Source organism: Garicola koreensis (genome assembly GCF_014195445.1).
In the GTDB taxonomy this organism is placed as follows: domain Bacteria; phylum Actinomycetota; class Actinomycetes; order Actinomycetales; family Micrococcaceae; genus Nesterenkonia; species Nesterenkonia koreensis.
Window position 1 is genome coordinate 68,872 of record NZ_JACIBT010000003.1, and the last position, 14,469, is coordinate 83,340.

Consider the following 14,469-nt stretch of genomic DNA (forward strand, 5'->3'; position numbering starts at 1 on the left):
GTGTTGACCTACCGGTTCCTGTGGACGGCGTTGGGCTTCGCCGTCGTCGTCGTCCTTGCCCCCCAGCACTTCTGGTGGTGGGTGGCGCTCCTTGCCGCGCTGGCGGTGACCGATCTGCTGCTGTGTGCTTCCCCGCGCCGCATTTCTGTGGAGCGTGAACCCACCCAGCCGGTGCGCCAAGGAGGCACCGGCTCCGCGTCGAGCCGACTGGTGAATCGTGGCCGGCGTCGGCTGCGAGGTTGGGCCAAGGACGGGTGGCAGCCCACCGCAGGAGCTGCCGACGCGCTGCAGCGCGTCAGCATCGGTGCCGGTGAGCAGACCGTGGTGCGTGTTCAGCTGGCGCCGACTCGCCGCGGCGAGCTGCGAAGCGAGCACCTCACGCTGCGCTCCGTGGGCCCGCTGGGGCTGGCGGGCCGCCAGGTGGTGCACCGGAGTCCGCACAGTCTGCGGGTGCTCCCCCAATTCCGCTCCCGCAGACATCTGCCCTCCAGGCTGCAGCGGCTGCGCGAGCTCGACGGCGCCACCGCAGTGCAGCTGCGCGGTGCCGGCACGGAGTTCGACTCCCTGCGCGACTACGTGCGCGGCGATGACATCCGCTCCATCGACTGGCGCGCCACCGCACGTCGGCAGGACGCGGCGGGCCAACACCTGGTGGTGCGCACCTGGCGCCCCGAGCGGGACCGCCGGGTGATCCTCTGCTTGGACGCCTCCCGGACCTCTGCGGCGCGGGTCGGAGCGGTGGACGATGAGCAGGCAGCTCCGGGCGCCGCAGACCAGCCAACTGCCGAACCGCGGCTGGACGCGGGGGTCGAGGCCTCGCTGCTGCTGGGCGCCCTGGCCGCTCAGGCCGGCGACCGGGTCGACTTCCTCGCCTTCCACCGCCACACCGTGGCCCGGGCCTCCTCGGCTGAGCGCGGCCAGTTTCTGCACGTGCTCAGCACGGCCGCCTCCACCGTGGAACCGGCACTGGTGGAGGCCGACTTCTCCCAGCTGCCAGCCGAGATCGCCGCGGTGAGCAGCCAGCAGGCCCTGGTGGTGGTGCTCACCGCAGCCGACTCGCCCTCGCTGCAGGAGGGACTGCTGCCGGTGCTGCCTGCGCTGACCGCCAAGCACCGTGTACTGGTGGCCTCGGTGCGCGACCCGCAGCTGCAGCGGGCGGCCCAGCGCCGCGAATCAACCTCCGATGTCTACCAGGCCGCGGCGGCCGAACGAGCCCTGATTGAAACCGAGGCCGTGGCCGCTGAGCTGGCCGGGATGGGCGTGGAGGTGCTGCAGGAAGTGCCGGATAAGCTCGCCCCGGCTCTGGCGGACGCCTATATCCGCCTGAAGGCCACCGGCAAACTCTGATCCCTGCCGCCCCTCCCCTCCCTCCTGCCTCCTCCGCGTTCGGTCACGCACTATGACCCTTTCTTAGCCGTTCTTGGGCCCAAGGTGCTGTCAGACTGCGTGACCGAACGGCGAGGGTGGGGCGGTGGCGTGGCAGCGGGGGTGGCGGCAGGTGGGGCGGCGGCCGTGTTGGCGGCGGCACCGCAGATTCCGTACCGTAGATACCTATGAAGGTCCTTGCAGCAATGTCCGGCGGTGTCGATTCCGCAGTAGCCGCCGCCCGCGCCGTCGACGCCGGTCACGAGGTGGTCGGGGTGCACCTGGCGCTCTCACGCATGCCCGGAACCCTGCGCACCGGTTCCCGGGGCTGCTGCACCATTGAGGACTCCTCCGACGCATGGCGCGCCTGCGAGAAGTTGGGCATCCCCTTCTACGTGTGGGACTTCTCTGAGCGGTTCAAGGCCGACGTCGTCGACGATTTCATCGCTGAGTACTCCGCCGGGCGCACGCCCAATCCGTGCATGCGCTGCAATGAGAAGATCAAGTTCGAAGCTCTGCTGGACAAGGCGATCGCGCTGGGCTTCGACGCCGTGGCCACCGGCCACTACGCCAAGGTCACCGAGAACGACGACGGCACCCGCGAGCTGCACCGTGCGGCCACCTGGACCAAGGACCAGTCCTATGTGTTGGGCGTGCTCAACGCTGAGCAGATCGCCCACTGCATGTTCCCCCTGGGTGAGACGCCGTCCAAGGAGCTGGTGCGCGAAGAGGCGGCCGAACGGGGCATCTCAGTGGCAAAGAAGCCCGACTCCCATGACATCTGCTTCATCCCCGACGGCGACACCCGTGGGTGGCTGGCAGAGCAGATCGACATGGAGCCCGGCGCGATCGTCGACGCTGAAGGCACCCAGATCGGCGAGCACGAGGGCTCCCAGGCCTACACGGTGGGCCAGCGCCGCGGGCTCAAGCTGGGCCGTCCAGCACCTGATGGCAAACCGCGCTTCGTCCTGGAGATCCGGCCGAAGGAGAACACCGTGGTGGCCGGGCCCAAGGAGCTGCTGGACATCGACCTGATCACCGGGATCCGGCTGTCCTGGGCGGGAACTCCGGTGCCGCAGGCCGAAACCGGCGAGTGGTTCCAAATCGAGCTGCAGATCCGCGCGCACGCCGACCCGGTGCCGGCTCAGGCTCGGGTGGAGTACGCGGACCAGGCCCCACGGCTGGTCGTGGAGCTGGCGGAGCCGCTGCAGGGTGTGGCCCCGGGCCAGACTGCGGTGATGTACCAGGGCACCCGCGTGCTGGGCCAGTCGACCATCGACACGGCCCGCTCCAGGCACCGCACCGACGTGCCCGCCGTCTCCTAGTGGGGCGCGCAGCGGATAGGCTGGCACGATGAGCACCGATCCCCGGGCCGGCGAGGCCGGACAGTACGTGGACTCCGAGATCCTTCAGGACCTGCTGTCGATACGCTCCTCGATCGACAACATCGACGCCGCCCTGGTGCACCTGCTGGCCGAACGGTTCAAGGCCACCCAGCGGGTGGGCGTGCTCAAAGCCAAGCACCGGCTGCCCCCGGCGGATCCGGGCCGGGAGAAGGCCCAGATTGCCCGCTTGAAGCAGCTGGCCCAGGACGCCCAGCTGGACCCGGACTTCGCCGAGAAGTTCCTGAACTTCATCATTGAGGAAGTCATCCGCCACCACCAGGCGATCTCTGAGACCTCCGGCGGCGAACCGGATCCGAACGCCCCCTTCGACTGGGCCGACCACCAGTGAGCGGTGCACCAGTGAGTGTTGTACGAGTGAGCGCTGCCCGAAAGGTCGGGCTGTGACGCTGCGATTCGCCGCGCCGGCGGTGATGGGCGGCGCCGATTACCGCCGCGCCACTGAGCTGACTAACGCCGAGCTGCACGCCCCACACCTGCAGCCCCTCCTTGAGCTGCCCCAGCGCGGCAACCACGCCTCGCTGCTGGGCCGCACCGTCGCCCACCTCACGGAGCTCTACGCCGAGCTGGCCTCCTACGGGTGGCGGCTGGTGCAACGTCCCGGAGCAGACCACAGCCGGGCGGTGAGCCTGCTGAACTCCGATGTGGACGCGCTTGCCGATGTGCGCGGAGAACGTGCCGACACGCACCACGACGACGCCCCGCTGCCGCTGAACCTGGAGGTCCTGGGGCCGGTGAGCCTGGCCGCCCAACTGCATCTGCCCGGCGGAGAGAAGGCGCTCATCGACCATGGTGCCCGGCGCGATCTGGCAGACTCGCTGGCCACCGGGCTGATGGCCCATGTGGCCCACGTGCGCCGCGCCGCGGCCGCCGAGCAGGTCCACGTGGTGCTGCTGGAGCCCGACTATGCCCGGGTGCTCGCCGGCGATGTGCCCACCGCCAGCGGATACCGGACGCTGCGTTCGCTGCACCGCGATGAGACGCGGCAGCTGCTCGGCGTCGTGGTGCAGGCGCTGCGCGATGCTGGGGCCGCCAGTGTGATCCTGGACTTCGGCCAGCCGATGACCGCTGAGCAGATAGAAGACTTTCGCAGCCGCAGCGGGAGCGCCGTGGACGGTTTCACGCTGCCGGTGCACCTGGCGCAGACCCAGGACTGGGAGCGGGCGGCAGCACTGGTGGAGGACGGCGCCAATCTGTGGGCCGCCCTGCTGGACCCGCAGGAGGCGGACCACTCCACCCGGTTGCCGCAGGTCAGTGCGCTTGCCGACCGGCTGGCTGCGCCCTGGCGTGGGCTGGGCATGCCGCTGACCGCGCTGGAGGCGTTCACAGTGACGGGCTGCGGCGCCGAGCACCGTGGGCGCCTGGCCCGGCTCAGTGAGGCCGGCTCCATGAGGACGCTCACCCGACTACGCGGTGCTGCAGAGGCGCTGACGGACCAGATCCGTCAGTAACTGTGCTCCGCTCATACTGGTTCCCGCAGCAGCGATGCTGCCCCACGCAGAGCGGCCACATAGGAGGCCTGCGCCTCGTCCGCCTCTGAGGAGCCCGGCACCAGGCCCTCCAACTCCAGACTGACCAGCCCATGGACGTAGGCCCACACGCGCTGGGCTCGCAGCGCCGCCTCGGCGTCGTCGCAGTCGGCGGCGCGGCCGACCGCGTTCACCAGCACGGCGAACGTCTCCTCGCCGCGGCCGGCGGACACAGCGCCGGAGGCCGGGCCGAACATCACACGGTAGAAGTGCGGATTCTTCAGCGCATTCTCCCGGTAGGCAACACCGAGCCCAATGAGGTCCTCAGCAGGCTGGGCGGTCTTCTCGACCGTGGCCAGATGGGCACCGAAGCGTCGGAACCCTTCCTCGACCACAGCGGCGATGAGAGCTTCGCGGCTGCCGAAGAGCGCATAGACCGCAGCCGTCGTCGTCGAGGCGTCTCGGGCCGTCGCGCGCAGCGAAACTGCAGCTGCTCCCCCGGCCGCGATGGAGGCCGAGGCAGCCTCTAGGAGACGACGGCGCACGTGGTGGTCGTGGGTCCTGGGCCTGGCCATGGGATTAAGCATAGGGGTTGCCAGAAGGTTTCCGCACATTGTTAGATAACAGTGTTACTAAACCTTCGCCCAAGGAGTGCCCCCGTGTTTGAGATCACCGAAGCCGCCCAAACGACCGCCGGCATTGTGTTCCTGGCCGCCATCACCGTGACCAGCGGCGGCTGGTTCCTCACCCGCGTCAGCCTCGGCAGTGTCGAAGCCACCGAGTTCCAGAGGTCGTTCTTCCGCGCCGGCCACGCCCACGCCGGCACGCTGATCATTCTGGGGCTGCTGTGCCTGCTGTTCACCGAGGCCACCGCACTCACCGGGTTCTGGCAGTGGCTCAGCCGCACCGGCGTGCTGGTTGCTGCGATCCTGATGCCGGCAGGCTTCTTCCTCTCGGCCACCGGTCAGGGCCGGACCACGCCGAACCGCCTGATCGGACTGCTGTGGCTCGGCGCCGGTTTTCTGATCGCGGGGCTGGGGACCTGTGGAATCGGGCTGCTGCTGGGTTGAGAACTGCAGCTGCGGCGAGAGTTGCCCCATACTGAGGGGTGTCTGATTCCGAGAACGTTCACTTCGACGAACCCCGCGCCGGCGTCGTCACCGTTTTACCCCGCCGGATAGGAATGACCGGCCTCTATAGGGCGGGGTAATTCCTGCAAAGCAGGGTAAAAAGCCGCTGAGACGGTGCTGGCCGCGCACCCCTTACCCCCACGATGCTTGGTGCGTAGACTCGCTGTCACAAGGTCTCAACTGAAGTCGCACCAGGAGGTATGGCATGCGCGCAGTAGTGTTCGAGGAGTACCAGACGTTCCCCTCGCTGAAAGATGTGGAGAGGCCGACGCCGGGCCCCGGAGAGGTGCTGCTGAAGGTCGCTGGCTCCGGCGCGTGCCACTCCGATGTGGCCATCTACAACGACTTCACCGCCGACTTCGGGCCACCGCAGATGGCCCCCAGCTTCATTCTGGGTCACGAGAATTCCGGCTGGGTCGAAGAGCTGGGCCAAGGCGTCACCGGCATCAGCAAGGGTGACGCCTACCTGGTCTACGGACCCATCGGCTGTCAGCAGTGCCGGGCCTGCAGCCGGGGTCAGGACACCTACTGTGAGAACGCCGCGTCCATGCGGTACCTGGGCTCCGGTCTGGGACGCGACGGCGGTATGGCCGAGTACCTCGCGGTACCGGCACGCAACCTGGTGGCGCTGGGCGACGCCGACCCGATCGCAGCAGCACCGCTCTCCGATGCTGGCCTGACCCCCTACCACGCCATCAAGAAGGCCATGCCGGTGCTCACCGGCGGCGGCAAGACCGCCCTGGTGATCGGCCTGGGCGGGCTGGGCCAGCTGGCGGTGCAGATGCTCACCGCTCTCACCGGCGCCAAAGTCATCGCCACCGACATGAAGGACTCCGCGATGCGGCGGGCCGAAGAAGCTGGCGCGGTCACCGTAGCCGGCGGGGACGATCAGGCTGCCCAGATCTGTGAACTCACCGAAGGCCGCGGCGTCGATGCGGTCTTCGACTTCGTCGGCGTCGCCCCCACGATCAAGGTCGCCATGAGTGTGGTGGCCCTGCAGGGCAAGGTCACGGTGCTGGGCATCGCGGGCGGGAAGTACGAATGGGACTTCTACTCCACCCCCTATGAGGCGCAGCTGACCAACACGTACTGGGGCACCATCGAGGAGCTTCACGAGGTGGTCGACCTCTATAAGGCCGGGCTGATAAGCCCTCTGGTGACGCGCTATAGCCTCCACGACGCGCTGAAGGCCTACCGAGCCCTCCAGGCCGGGGAACTCGATGGCCGCGCCGTCGTCGTCCCACACGGAAGCTGAGCACCAGCTGCTGGGGCTGCGCGTTTGGGGCTGAGCTCCCCGGGGCTCAGCTCTGCTGTGCCCAGGGATCTTCGCGCATACTGGAAGGCGATGACCACTGCAGACAACGTTCACTTCTACGAACCCCGCGCCGGCCACGGACTGCCGCATTCGCCGTTCAACGCGATCATCGCGCCGCGGCCCATCGGCTGGATCTCCACCCGCAGCACCGCCGGGGTGCTGAACCTGGCTCCCTACAGCTTCTTCAACGCGTTCAACTACCTGCCCCCGATCATCGGCTTCGCCAGCAACGGCGACAAGGACAGTGTCACCAACGCAGAGGCCACCGGTCAGTTCTGCTGGAACCTGGTCAGCTCAGAGTTGGCCGAGGCGATGAACACCAGCTCAGCGCAGGCGCCGCCACAGGTCGACGAGTTTGATCTGGCCGGGCTGACCCCGGCTGCCTCACGAGTGGTCGGTGCGCCCCACGTCGCAGAGGCCCGGGTGGTCTTCGAATGCCGCACCACACAGGTGGTGCCGCTGGTCACTGCCGCCGGCGAACCGACGGTGACCCGGATGGTGTTCGGCGAGGTGGTGGGAGTCCACATCGACCGCTCGCTGCTGCACGAGGGCATCTATCAGACGGCCTGGGCTGACCCGCTGCTGCGCGGCGGCGGGCCGAGCGCCTACTTCACCATCCGCGATGAGGACCGCACCGATATGCGCCGTCCCGTCTGGGACGGTTAGCACCACCAGCGGGCGTTGACGCAGGCCTCAGCGGCGGCTGGCGGCCAGGCCTGCGCTGCGCGACTGCGCAACGATGCCGGGCAGGGCATCGGCGAGCGCGGCGACGTCCTCCGCCGTGGTGGTCCACCCCAGTGTGAAGCGCTGGGCGCCGCGGGCTTGGGACTCGCTGAGACCCATCGCCAGCAGCACATGCGAAGGTCGCGGCACCCCGGCGGTGCAGGCCGAGCCGGTGGCCGTGTCGAAGCCGGCCATATCCAGCATGAACAGCAGCGAATCCCCCTCGGCGTCGTCGACGGTGATGTGCAGGTTATTGGGCAGCCGTCGCTCTGGAGCGCTGCGCGGATCGACGCCGCGCAGGGTGACCCCATCGAGCCCGACGACGGCCTCCAGCAGCTGGTTGCGCAGGCCGGCCAGCCGCACCGCCTCCTGTTCGCGCTCGGCGACCACCTCCTGTGCCACGGCGGCGAATGCGCAGATACCTGGTGCGTCCAGGGTGCCGGAGCGGATGTCGCGCTCCTGGCCTCCTCCGTGCAGCACCGGGGTGAGCTTGGCGTCGCGGCGCACCAGCAGCGCACCGATGCCCACCGGAGCGCCGATCTTGTGGCCGCTGATGGCCATCGTGGTGGCGGCCGAATCGGTGAAGCTCACCGGAACCGCGCCGAAGGCCTGCACCGCATCGGTGTGGAAGGGAACTGCCTGCTCGGCGCACAGCCGCGCCAGCTCGGCGATGGGCTGGACGGTGCCGACCTCGCTGTTGGCCCACATCACGGTGGCCAGCGCGATCGTCTCCGGGTCTTCGGCCAGCAGCGCTTCGAACGCTGCGACGTCGACTACTCCCTCAGCGTCGACGTCGATCATCACCAGTTCGGCGCCCTCGTGGGCCTCCAACCATTCGGCAGTGTCCAGCACGGCGTGGTGCTCGATGCCGGTCAGCAGCACCCGGCGTCGTCGTGGGTCCTCGGCGCGGCGCTGCCACCAGAGTCCCTTCAGGGCCAGGTTGTCCGCCTCGGTGCCGCCTGAGGTGAAGATCACCTCCGAGGAGTGGGCGCCGACTGCGGCGGCCAGCTGCTCCCGGGCAGAGTCCACCGCCAGCCGGGCCCGGCGTCCGGAGCCGTGCAGCGAGGAGGGGTTGGCCAGCTGCGGCATCAGCTCAGTGAGCACTGAGACAGCAGTCGGCTTCACCGGTGTGGTGGAGGCGTGATCGAAGTAGCGGGTCATCGTCAGCCGATTCTACGCGGCAGCGGTAAGGTAGGCACCTGATGAGAGAGCAGGACTTCTACGCCGTGCTGGGCCTGGACCCCGACGCTGATGAGCAGGCCGTCCGTGCCGCCTATCGGCGCGCCGCCCGTGAGCACCACCCTGACCGCGGCGGCTCTGCCGCACAGTTCCACCGCATCCAGGAAGCCTGGGAGGTGCTGGGGTCCCCGCAGTCCCGGGCTGACTATGATCGCAGGCGGGGCACCTCGGCCGCCTCGGCAGACTCACCGGCACCGACCGAAGAGGGCGCAGGCTTCACCTACTCGCGCACCAGTGCGGCTCGCAGCGGGCGTGAGCGGGCCGATGCCCGCACTCGTCGCGGATCCCCGGCCCGCTCGGCCAGCGCCGACCGGGACCCGGTCTATGAACCGCCGCTCTCGGAGCCCGAACCGCTGCGCCTGCCGCTGACCAGCCAGCGGGTCCACGGCCACTTCCCCACCCGGGGACTCTTCGGCGGCGGCAGAGTGGCGCGGCGGCACCGGCGCAGCGCCGAAATCCTGGAGAAGCACGTGCTCAGCGACCTCTCGGCCGCCCGGCTGTTCAACGACGTCTACGTCACCGCTCTCACCACGGACAAGAAGGGACGACGCCGGCCGCCGAAGAATGCCGAACGGGTGGACCATGTGCTGCTGTGCGGCCATACGCTGATGCTGGTCAGCTCCCTGGAGATCCCCGCCCACACCGCGTCCTGGAACGGGCGCAGCCTGCGGGCCGCGGGACGCAGCATCGCACTGGACGACCTGTCGGCACACGCCAAGCGGCTGCGCCACGTGCTCACCGCCCGGCTGCAGTCCGCCTACGGCCAGGACCCGTCGCTGAGCCTGGACTACCAGCACGTGCTGCTGGCTGCCGACGGCGACCTGTTCCACCCGGTGGTGGAGTCCCTGGGCCCGGGGCGGCACGGCTCGGCTCCGGCGGCTGCCGGGCGAGCCATCGGACACATCGCCAATGTGCTGGGATCCGCAGACCGGGCCAACCTGGTGGACCGCCGCCTGATGGCCGCGCTGCGGGACCAGCTGGTCACCCCCGACACCGACTGACGCCCACCGGCTGCCTCCGCTGGGCTGCCCCCGCTAGGCTGGCACCTATGGCTCTTCCGCTGCGTGTGCTCCTTGATCAGCCCGAGATCCCCGGCAACACCGGCAACCTGATCCGGCTGGCCGCCGTGGTCGGCTTCGAGCTGCACATCGCTGGGCCCACGCTCTTCGACTTCTCCGACGCCCGGCTCAAGCGCGCCGGTCTGGACTACCACGACCTGGCGGTGATGACCGAGCACGCCGATTTGGAGGCGGCCTACGCACACTTGGCGCCGCAGCGGATCTTCGCGTTCACCGGCGGCGGCGACACCGCCCACACCGACATTGCCTACCGCGACTCCGACGTGCTGCTCTTCGGCCGCGAATCCACCGGCCTGGACCACCATGTCGCCCATGACCAGCGCGTCTCCGCCCGCGTCCGGATCCCGATGCTGCCGGGGCTGCGCAGCCTCAACCTGGCCAATTCGGTCACTGTGGCCGTCTATGAGGCGTGGCGGCAGCGCGGGTTCGCCGGCGCCGACTGATCCCGGGTTCGGGTGTTGGTCACCGCAGTGCTCAGCGGAGCTGACTAGAATCACCCACAGAGTGAGCCGGGGACCCGACGCAGCCCGATGCATGGGGCGGGAAGCGAGAGCACAATGAGCCAGACGCCAGGGGACGACCCCCGCTGGGCGAGTTCCCCTGCCGACCCGCAGCAGGATCCGGCCGGGCACGACGACGCCGGGCACCGTGACACTGGGCCCGACGGCGAGACAGTTGAGCAGGACTTTGCCCAGGAGGAGCCGAGTCTGGCGGACCTGCTGGCCGGCACCGCACGCGGGGAAACGGCGTCGTTCTCTGCGTTCTTCGAGTCCACGGCCGACGTCGTCTACGGCCTGGCCCTGCTGGTCCACGCCGATGCTGACGGAGCCCGCACCGCCACGGTGGCTGTCTACCAGCATCTGTGGGATCAGGCCGACGCCCGAGCCCGCGACCTGCGGCTGCAGAGCCAGACCTCGGTCACTCTGACCCATGAGTATGCCGGATTCAACGACGCCGAATCTGCCGCGGAGACTGACACCTACCGGCCCAATGAGTATGAGCTGGTTCTGGAGTGGCTGGTCCCGCTGACTCACCGGATCTTCGTGGAGCGCTTCCGTGAGGGCATTGCCACACCGATCCCGCTGGACCCGGTGCCCCAGGACCAGGGCGGGGTCGCCGGCCTGCCCGAGGAGGTCCTGGAGGATCTGCTGGCGCTGTCGGACTCGCAGGCGCAGTCGGTGGCGCTGACCTATTTGGCCGGCCTGACCCACCAGCAGGTGGCTGAGCGGGTCGGGGCCGCCGTGCCCAGCGTCAAGTCCCGGCTGCGGGATGCGATGACCCGGATGCATGCACAGCGCAGCGAGCGCCGGGCCGACTCCGACCCGATTCTGCGTGCGGCGGTGACCCGTGAGGATGTGGCGCGCTCCGGTGCGGTCAACCGCAACTTCACCAATGCGATCGCCGCCGATCTGGACAAGGGCCTGCTGGTGGAGCTGGCCGAGCTCTATGCCCTGGACGGACTCGATGACCGGGAGCGCGCCCTGCTGGATGAGCGGGCGCTGACCGCCGAGCCCGGCGAGGCCCAGCAGTGGGAGACCCGCGTGCTGGCCGCCCGGCGCACCCTCTCCGAGATCTTCGCCGCCGATCCGGTGCCGCCGCCCAGTCACCTGCTCGACGAGGTGCTGCACAGCGTCGGCGACCAGGAGGTCGGCGTCGGGCTGGTGGAGGAGTTCTCCAACCACACCGGCGAGGAGCCCCGCCGCAGACCGGTGCTCAAGCGCTGGATGTTCATCGCCGGGTTCCTGCTGGTGCTGCTGGTGGGCGGACTGGTCATCTGGCAGGTCTCCGTTCCGCGCGACATTGAGGCGGTCGCAGAAGCTGACCCGCAGGCGCACCTGGTCCAGGGGTACGAGATGGCCGACGGCGGCCAGGTCGATGCAGTGTTCTCCCAGGAGGAGGACCTCGGCTATGTGGAGTTCAACGATGTGCCCGAACTGGACGAGGGCGCCACCTACCAGGTCTGGCTGCTGCCCACGGGCACCGGCTCCCCCTCATCGGTGGGCAACTTCACCGCCGAGGAGCTGCAGAGCGAGAACCTGCAGGTCCAGCGGCTGGCGCAGTACCGCACGCTGATGATCACAGTGGAGTCGATCCGCGGCCTGGAGCGGCCCCAGGGGGACACGGTCGCCGAGTTCCAGCTGCGCTAGAAGCCAGCCGGACTCCCCCGCACCGGACCACCGTCGGCGGTGGACGGGGCTCACCTGAACGGGCTCGCGTGAACGGGCTCAGAAGCCGGAGATCGTCGCTTCGCTGTTGACCACCACGTGGTGGAACTCTTCGGCGCTGCCGCCGGCACCGTGCGCCTGGGCCAAACCGTCGGTGACGAACTTCACCATGGCCTCGGCGTCGCGGTGTTGGCTGAAGTGCCGGTTCAGCGCGGCGATCTTGCGGTCCTGGTACCCGGCGACGTCGACTTTGGTCTGCGCCAAGTGCCGGGGTGCACCCATCATCAGCAGGTGGCGGATCTTGAAGGCCTCAAGCCCAGCCGCCGCCAGCTCCGGATAGGCGAAGGGGTTCTCCACCGCCGGGTAGCAGGCGCGCACCACGGCCTCGCCGCAGGCCAGATGGTCCGGATGGGACTTCTGCAGCCGGTCCCAGGACCGTTCGGGGTGCATGCTGAACACCGCATCGGGGCGCTGGGCGCGCATCACCTCCACAATTTTTCCGATCAGCTCGTCAGTGGGCCGTAGGAACCCGTCAGGCTCGTTGAGCTGGATGACCCGCTGAAACCCGACGACGGCGGCGGCCTCCTGCTGCTCCTTCTCTCGCAGCCGGGCAGTCTCCTGCGGGGAGCGTTCGGCGTCGAACCCTCCGGCGTCACCGGCGGTGAGCAGGCAGAGGGTCGCTTCAACCCCGCGGTCGGTCAGCGCAGCCAGCGTGGCTGAGGCGCCGAAGTCGACGTCGTCGGGGTGGGCGGCGAAGGCCACCACCCGCCGCAGCCCCAGGCGCCGCACCAGCTCATCCGGGTCGATGAGGCCCTGCACCCCAGCATCAGCGGCAGTCATCAGCGGATCCCTCCTACAGCGATGCGAGGGTGACGTCGATGTCCTGGCGCTCCCCGTCACGCAGCACGGTCAGGGTGATGGTCTCCCCATCGGCGTACTCACGCACTGTGGCGGTCAGCGAGGTGCCGTCCTGGATCTGGCGGCCCTCGACTGCCTCGATGACATCGCCCTCCTGGATGCCTGCCTCGGAGGCAGGAGACTGCTCAGAGACTGCGGTGACCAGCCCGCCGGCGGGAAAGCCCATCGGCGGCAGCTGGTCGCCCTCTGCGGCGTCGAGCATCTGCTGGTTCACCTCCGCATCGGGGTGTGCTGGCAGCACTTGGACGCCCAGCAGCCCGTGTGAGGTCTCGCCGTTCTCAATCAGGTCGTTGGCAATGCGCTCGGCATAGTCGATGGGGATGGAGAAGCCCACCCCGATGCTGCCGGCGCCGCCTCCGCCCTGCATGCCTCCGCCTCCGGTGGAGGCAATGGCGACGTTGACTCCGATGACCCGGCCCTCAGCGTCCACCAGGGCACCGCCGGAGTTGCCCTGGTTGATGGCCGCGTCCGTCTGGATGACGTTGAGATAGATGCTGCCCTGGCTGGGCGACTGCTCCTGGTCGGGGAAGAAGAACTCGAAGCCTCCCTCGCCGTCGGGGCTCTGCTCCTGATCCTGCGACTCCAGGTCCTCGAACAGCTCGGGGGTCGGTTCAGTTTCGTCGGGCTCCACCGCGGCCGAGGCCACTTGGATGGTGCGGTCCAGGGTGGAGACGATTCCCGTGGTGACCGTTCCGGCCAGGCTCAGCGGGGCGCCGATGGCGATGGTCTGATCCCCCACGTTGAGGTCGCCGGAGGAGCCGAGTTCGGCGGGGGTGAGATTCTCCGTGTCCTCCAGCTGGATGACGGCGAGATCGCTGAGCGGGTCGGTGCCGACGATCTCGGCAGTGGTGACCCGGCCGTCGTTGAGCTGGACCTGGATCTCGGGGTCGGCCGCGGAGCCGCCCAGGGTCACCACATGAGTGTTGGTGAGCACGTGTCCCTCGTTGTCCAGAATGATGCCGGATCCGGAGCCGGAGCCGCCCTGGCCGCCGACTGCGAGGGTGACCACCGAGGAAGAGGCCTGGTCGGCCGCCGCAGTGATCTGGGAGGCATCCTCCGGGTCGTTGATCTCGATGCCGGGTCCGGACTCGCCGACCTGAGGGGCCGGGTCGTCCAGGAGCGCCTGGCCGCCCAGCACCGCGACGCCGCCGCCGAGCAGCGCGGCCAAAAATATGCCCAGCGCGAACGCTCCGACACCGATGCCGCGACGCTTCTTCTTCGGCGCCGGTGCCGCCGCTGCCGACTGGTCCCAGGACCCGGGCTGCTGAGCGCCCCAGCCGGGAGTCTGCCCTGCCGCATTAGCATTAGCCGGTGCCTGCTGCTCCGGGTGCGCGGGTCGTTCCGCATAGACCCCCTGGCCGAAGTGCGGGGCAGGATCGGACTGCGCAGCAGAATCGGAGTGCGGCGCAGGAGGCGGCGTCGAACCCTGGTCAGCGGCCGAGGACGGGTCCGGACGGGGGCCCTGCTGGCCTGATTCTTCGGGGTTCTCAGGCAGCCGCTGGGTCGGTTCGTCACCGCCGTTGGGGCTGGGCCGGTTCGCCCCGTCGTCGTGACCGTCCGGCGACTGGGAGGGGTCTTTCGGATCCTGTGACATGCGCAGCTGCTGCTCCTACTCTGCGGTCTGGGTGGTGTCGGTCAGCTAATAGACCATGACATACACGCC

Annotated in this window: 14 protein-coding genes; 10 read left to right on the top strand and 4 right to left on the bottom strand. The window is 69.1% G+C overall.

All coding sequences use genetic code 11. The features are described from left to right. The 4 genes from FHX47_RS06700 to FHX47_RS06715 all read left to right on the top strand — a co-directional run bounded on the left by FHX47_RS06700 (window position 1) and on the right by FHX47_RS06715 (window position 4,219). The gene (locus FHX47_RS06700) at window positions 1-1,347 is read left to right on the top strand and encodes a DUF58 domain-containing protein (protein WP_183358157.1); all 1,347 of its coding nucleotides are present in this window, start codon (window positions 1-3) and stop codon (window positions 1,345-1,347) included. 206 nt (window positions 1,348-1,553) lie between these two features. Then, a complete protein-coding gene (gene mnmA, locus FHX47_RS06705) occupies window positions 1,554-2,690 on the top strand; it encodes a tRNA 2-thiouridine(34) synthase MnmA (RefSeq protein ID WP_183358158.1) in 1,137 nt (378 codons plus the stop codon). Window positions 2,691-2,718: 28 nt separating this feature from the next. Then, window positions 2,719-3,099: a chorismate mutase gene (locus tag FHX47_RS06710; protein WP_183358159.1), complete on the top strand. Its 381-nt coding sequence runs from the start codon at window positions 2,719-2,721 to the stop codon at window positions 3,097-3,099. Window positions 3,100-3,151: 52 nt separating this feature from the next. Next, a complete protein-coding gene (locus FHX47_RS06715) occupies window positions 3,152-4,219 on the top strand; it encodes a uroporphyrinogen decarboxylase/cobalamine-independent methonine synthase family protein (protein WP_183358160.1) in 1,068 nt (355 codons plus the stop codon). Between the two features lie 11 nt (window positions 4,220-4,230). Here the strand turns inward: FHX47_RS06715 and FHX47_RS06720 are convergent, their stop codons facing one another. Next, a complete protein-coding gene (locus FHX47_RS06720; protein ID WP_183358161.1) occupies window positions 4,231-4,812 on the bottom strand; it encodes a TetR/AcrR family transcriptional regulator in 582 nt (193 codons plus the stop codon). 84 nt (window positions 4,813-4,896) lie between these two features. Between FHX47_RS06720 and FHX47_RS06725 the strand changes: the two genes are divergently transcribed. The 3 genes from FHX47_RS06725 to FHX47_RS06735 all read left to right on the top strand — a co-directional run bounded on the left by FHX47_RS06725 (window position 4,897) and on the right by FHX47_RS06735 (window position 7,348). After that, a complete protein-coding gene (locus FHX47_RS06725; RefSeq protein ID WP_183358162.1) occupies window positions 4,897-5,307 on the top strand; it encodes a hypothetical protein in 411 nt (136 codons plus the stop codon). 265 nt (window positions 5,308-5,572) lie between these two features. After that, window positions 5,573-6,622, top strand: a complete 1,050-nt coding sequence (locus FHX47_RS06730; RefSeq protein WP_183358163.1) for an NAD(P)-dependent alcohol dehydrogenase — start codon at window positions 5,573-5,575, stop codon at window positions 6,620-6,622. Between the two features lie 90 nt (window positions 6,623-6,712). Then, complete coding sequence (locus FHX47_RS06735; protein ID WP_183358164.1) at window positions 6,713-7,348, top strand: flavin reductase family protein; 636 nt, start codon at window positions 6,713-6,715, stop codon at window positions 7,346-7,348. A 27-nt stretch (window positions 7,349-7,375) separates the two neighbouring features. Here FHX47_RS06735 and FHX47_RS06740 read toward each other — a convergent pair whose 3' ends face one another. Further along, window positions 7,376-8,566: a cysteine desulfurase family protein gene (locus FHX47_RS06740; protein WP_183358165.1), complete on the bottom strand. Its 1,191-nt coding sequence runs from the start codon at window positions 8,564-8,566 to the stop codon at window positions 7,376-7,378. A gap of 41 nt (window positions 8,567-8,607) precedes the next feature. On the opposite strand from FHX47_RS06740, the gene FHX47_RS06745 reads away from it, so the two are divergent. The 3 genes from FHX47_RS06745 to FHX47_RS06755 all read left to right on the top strand — a co-directional run bounded on the left by FHX47_RS06745 (window position 8,608) and on the right by FHX47_RS06755 (window position 11,870). Continuing rightward, window positions 8,608-9,645: a J domain-containing protein gene (locus FHX47_RS06745; RefSeq protein WP_183358166.1), complete on the top strand. Its 1,038-nt coding sequence runs from the start codon at window positions 8,608-8,610 to the stop codon at window positions 9,643-9,645. A gap of 47 nt (window positions 9,646-9,692) precedes the next feature. After that, window positions 9,693-10,166, top strand: a complete 474-nt coding sequence (locus FHX47_RS06750; RefSeq protein ID WP_183358167.1) for a tRNA (cytidine(34)-2'-O)-methyltransferase — start codon at window positions 9,693-9,695, stop codon at window positions 10,164-10,166. 114 nt (window positions 10,167-10,280) lie between these two features. Then, the gene (locus FHX47_RS06755) at window positions 10,281-11,870 is read left to right on the top strand and encodes an anti-sigma factor domain-containing protein (protein ID WP_183358168.1); all 1,590 of its coding nucleotides are present in this window, start codon (window positions 10,281-10,283) and stop codon (window positions 11,868-11,870) included. Window positions 11,871-11,948: 78 nt separating this feature from the next. Here the strand turns inward: FHX47_RS06755 and FHX47_RS06760 are convergent, their stop codons facing one another. Together FHX47_RS06760 and FHX47_RS06765 are read right to left on the bottom strand one after the other, a co-directional pair. Continuing rightward, window positions 11,949-12,728 (bottom strand): PIG-L deacetylase family protein, encoded by a 780-nt coding sequence (locus FHX47_RS06760; RefSeq protein ID WP_183358169.1) that lies wholly within the window; start codon window positions 12,726-12,728, stop codon window positions 11,949-11,951. A 13-nt stretch (window positions 12,729-12,741) separates the two neighbouring features. Further along, window positions 12,742-14,400 carry a S1C family serine protease gene (locus FHX47_RS06765; protein WP_183358170.1) on the bottom strand — a complete coding sequence of 553 codons (1,659 nt, stop codon included), beginning with the start codon at window positions 14,398-14,400 and terminating at the stop codon, window positions 12,742-12,744. Window positions 14,401-14,469 lie beyond the last annotated feature (69 nt).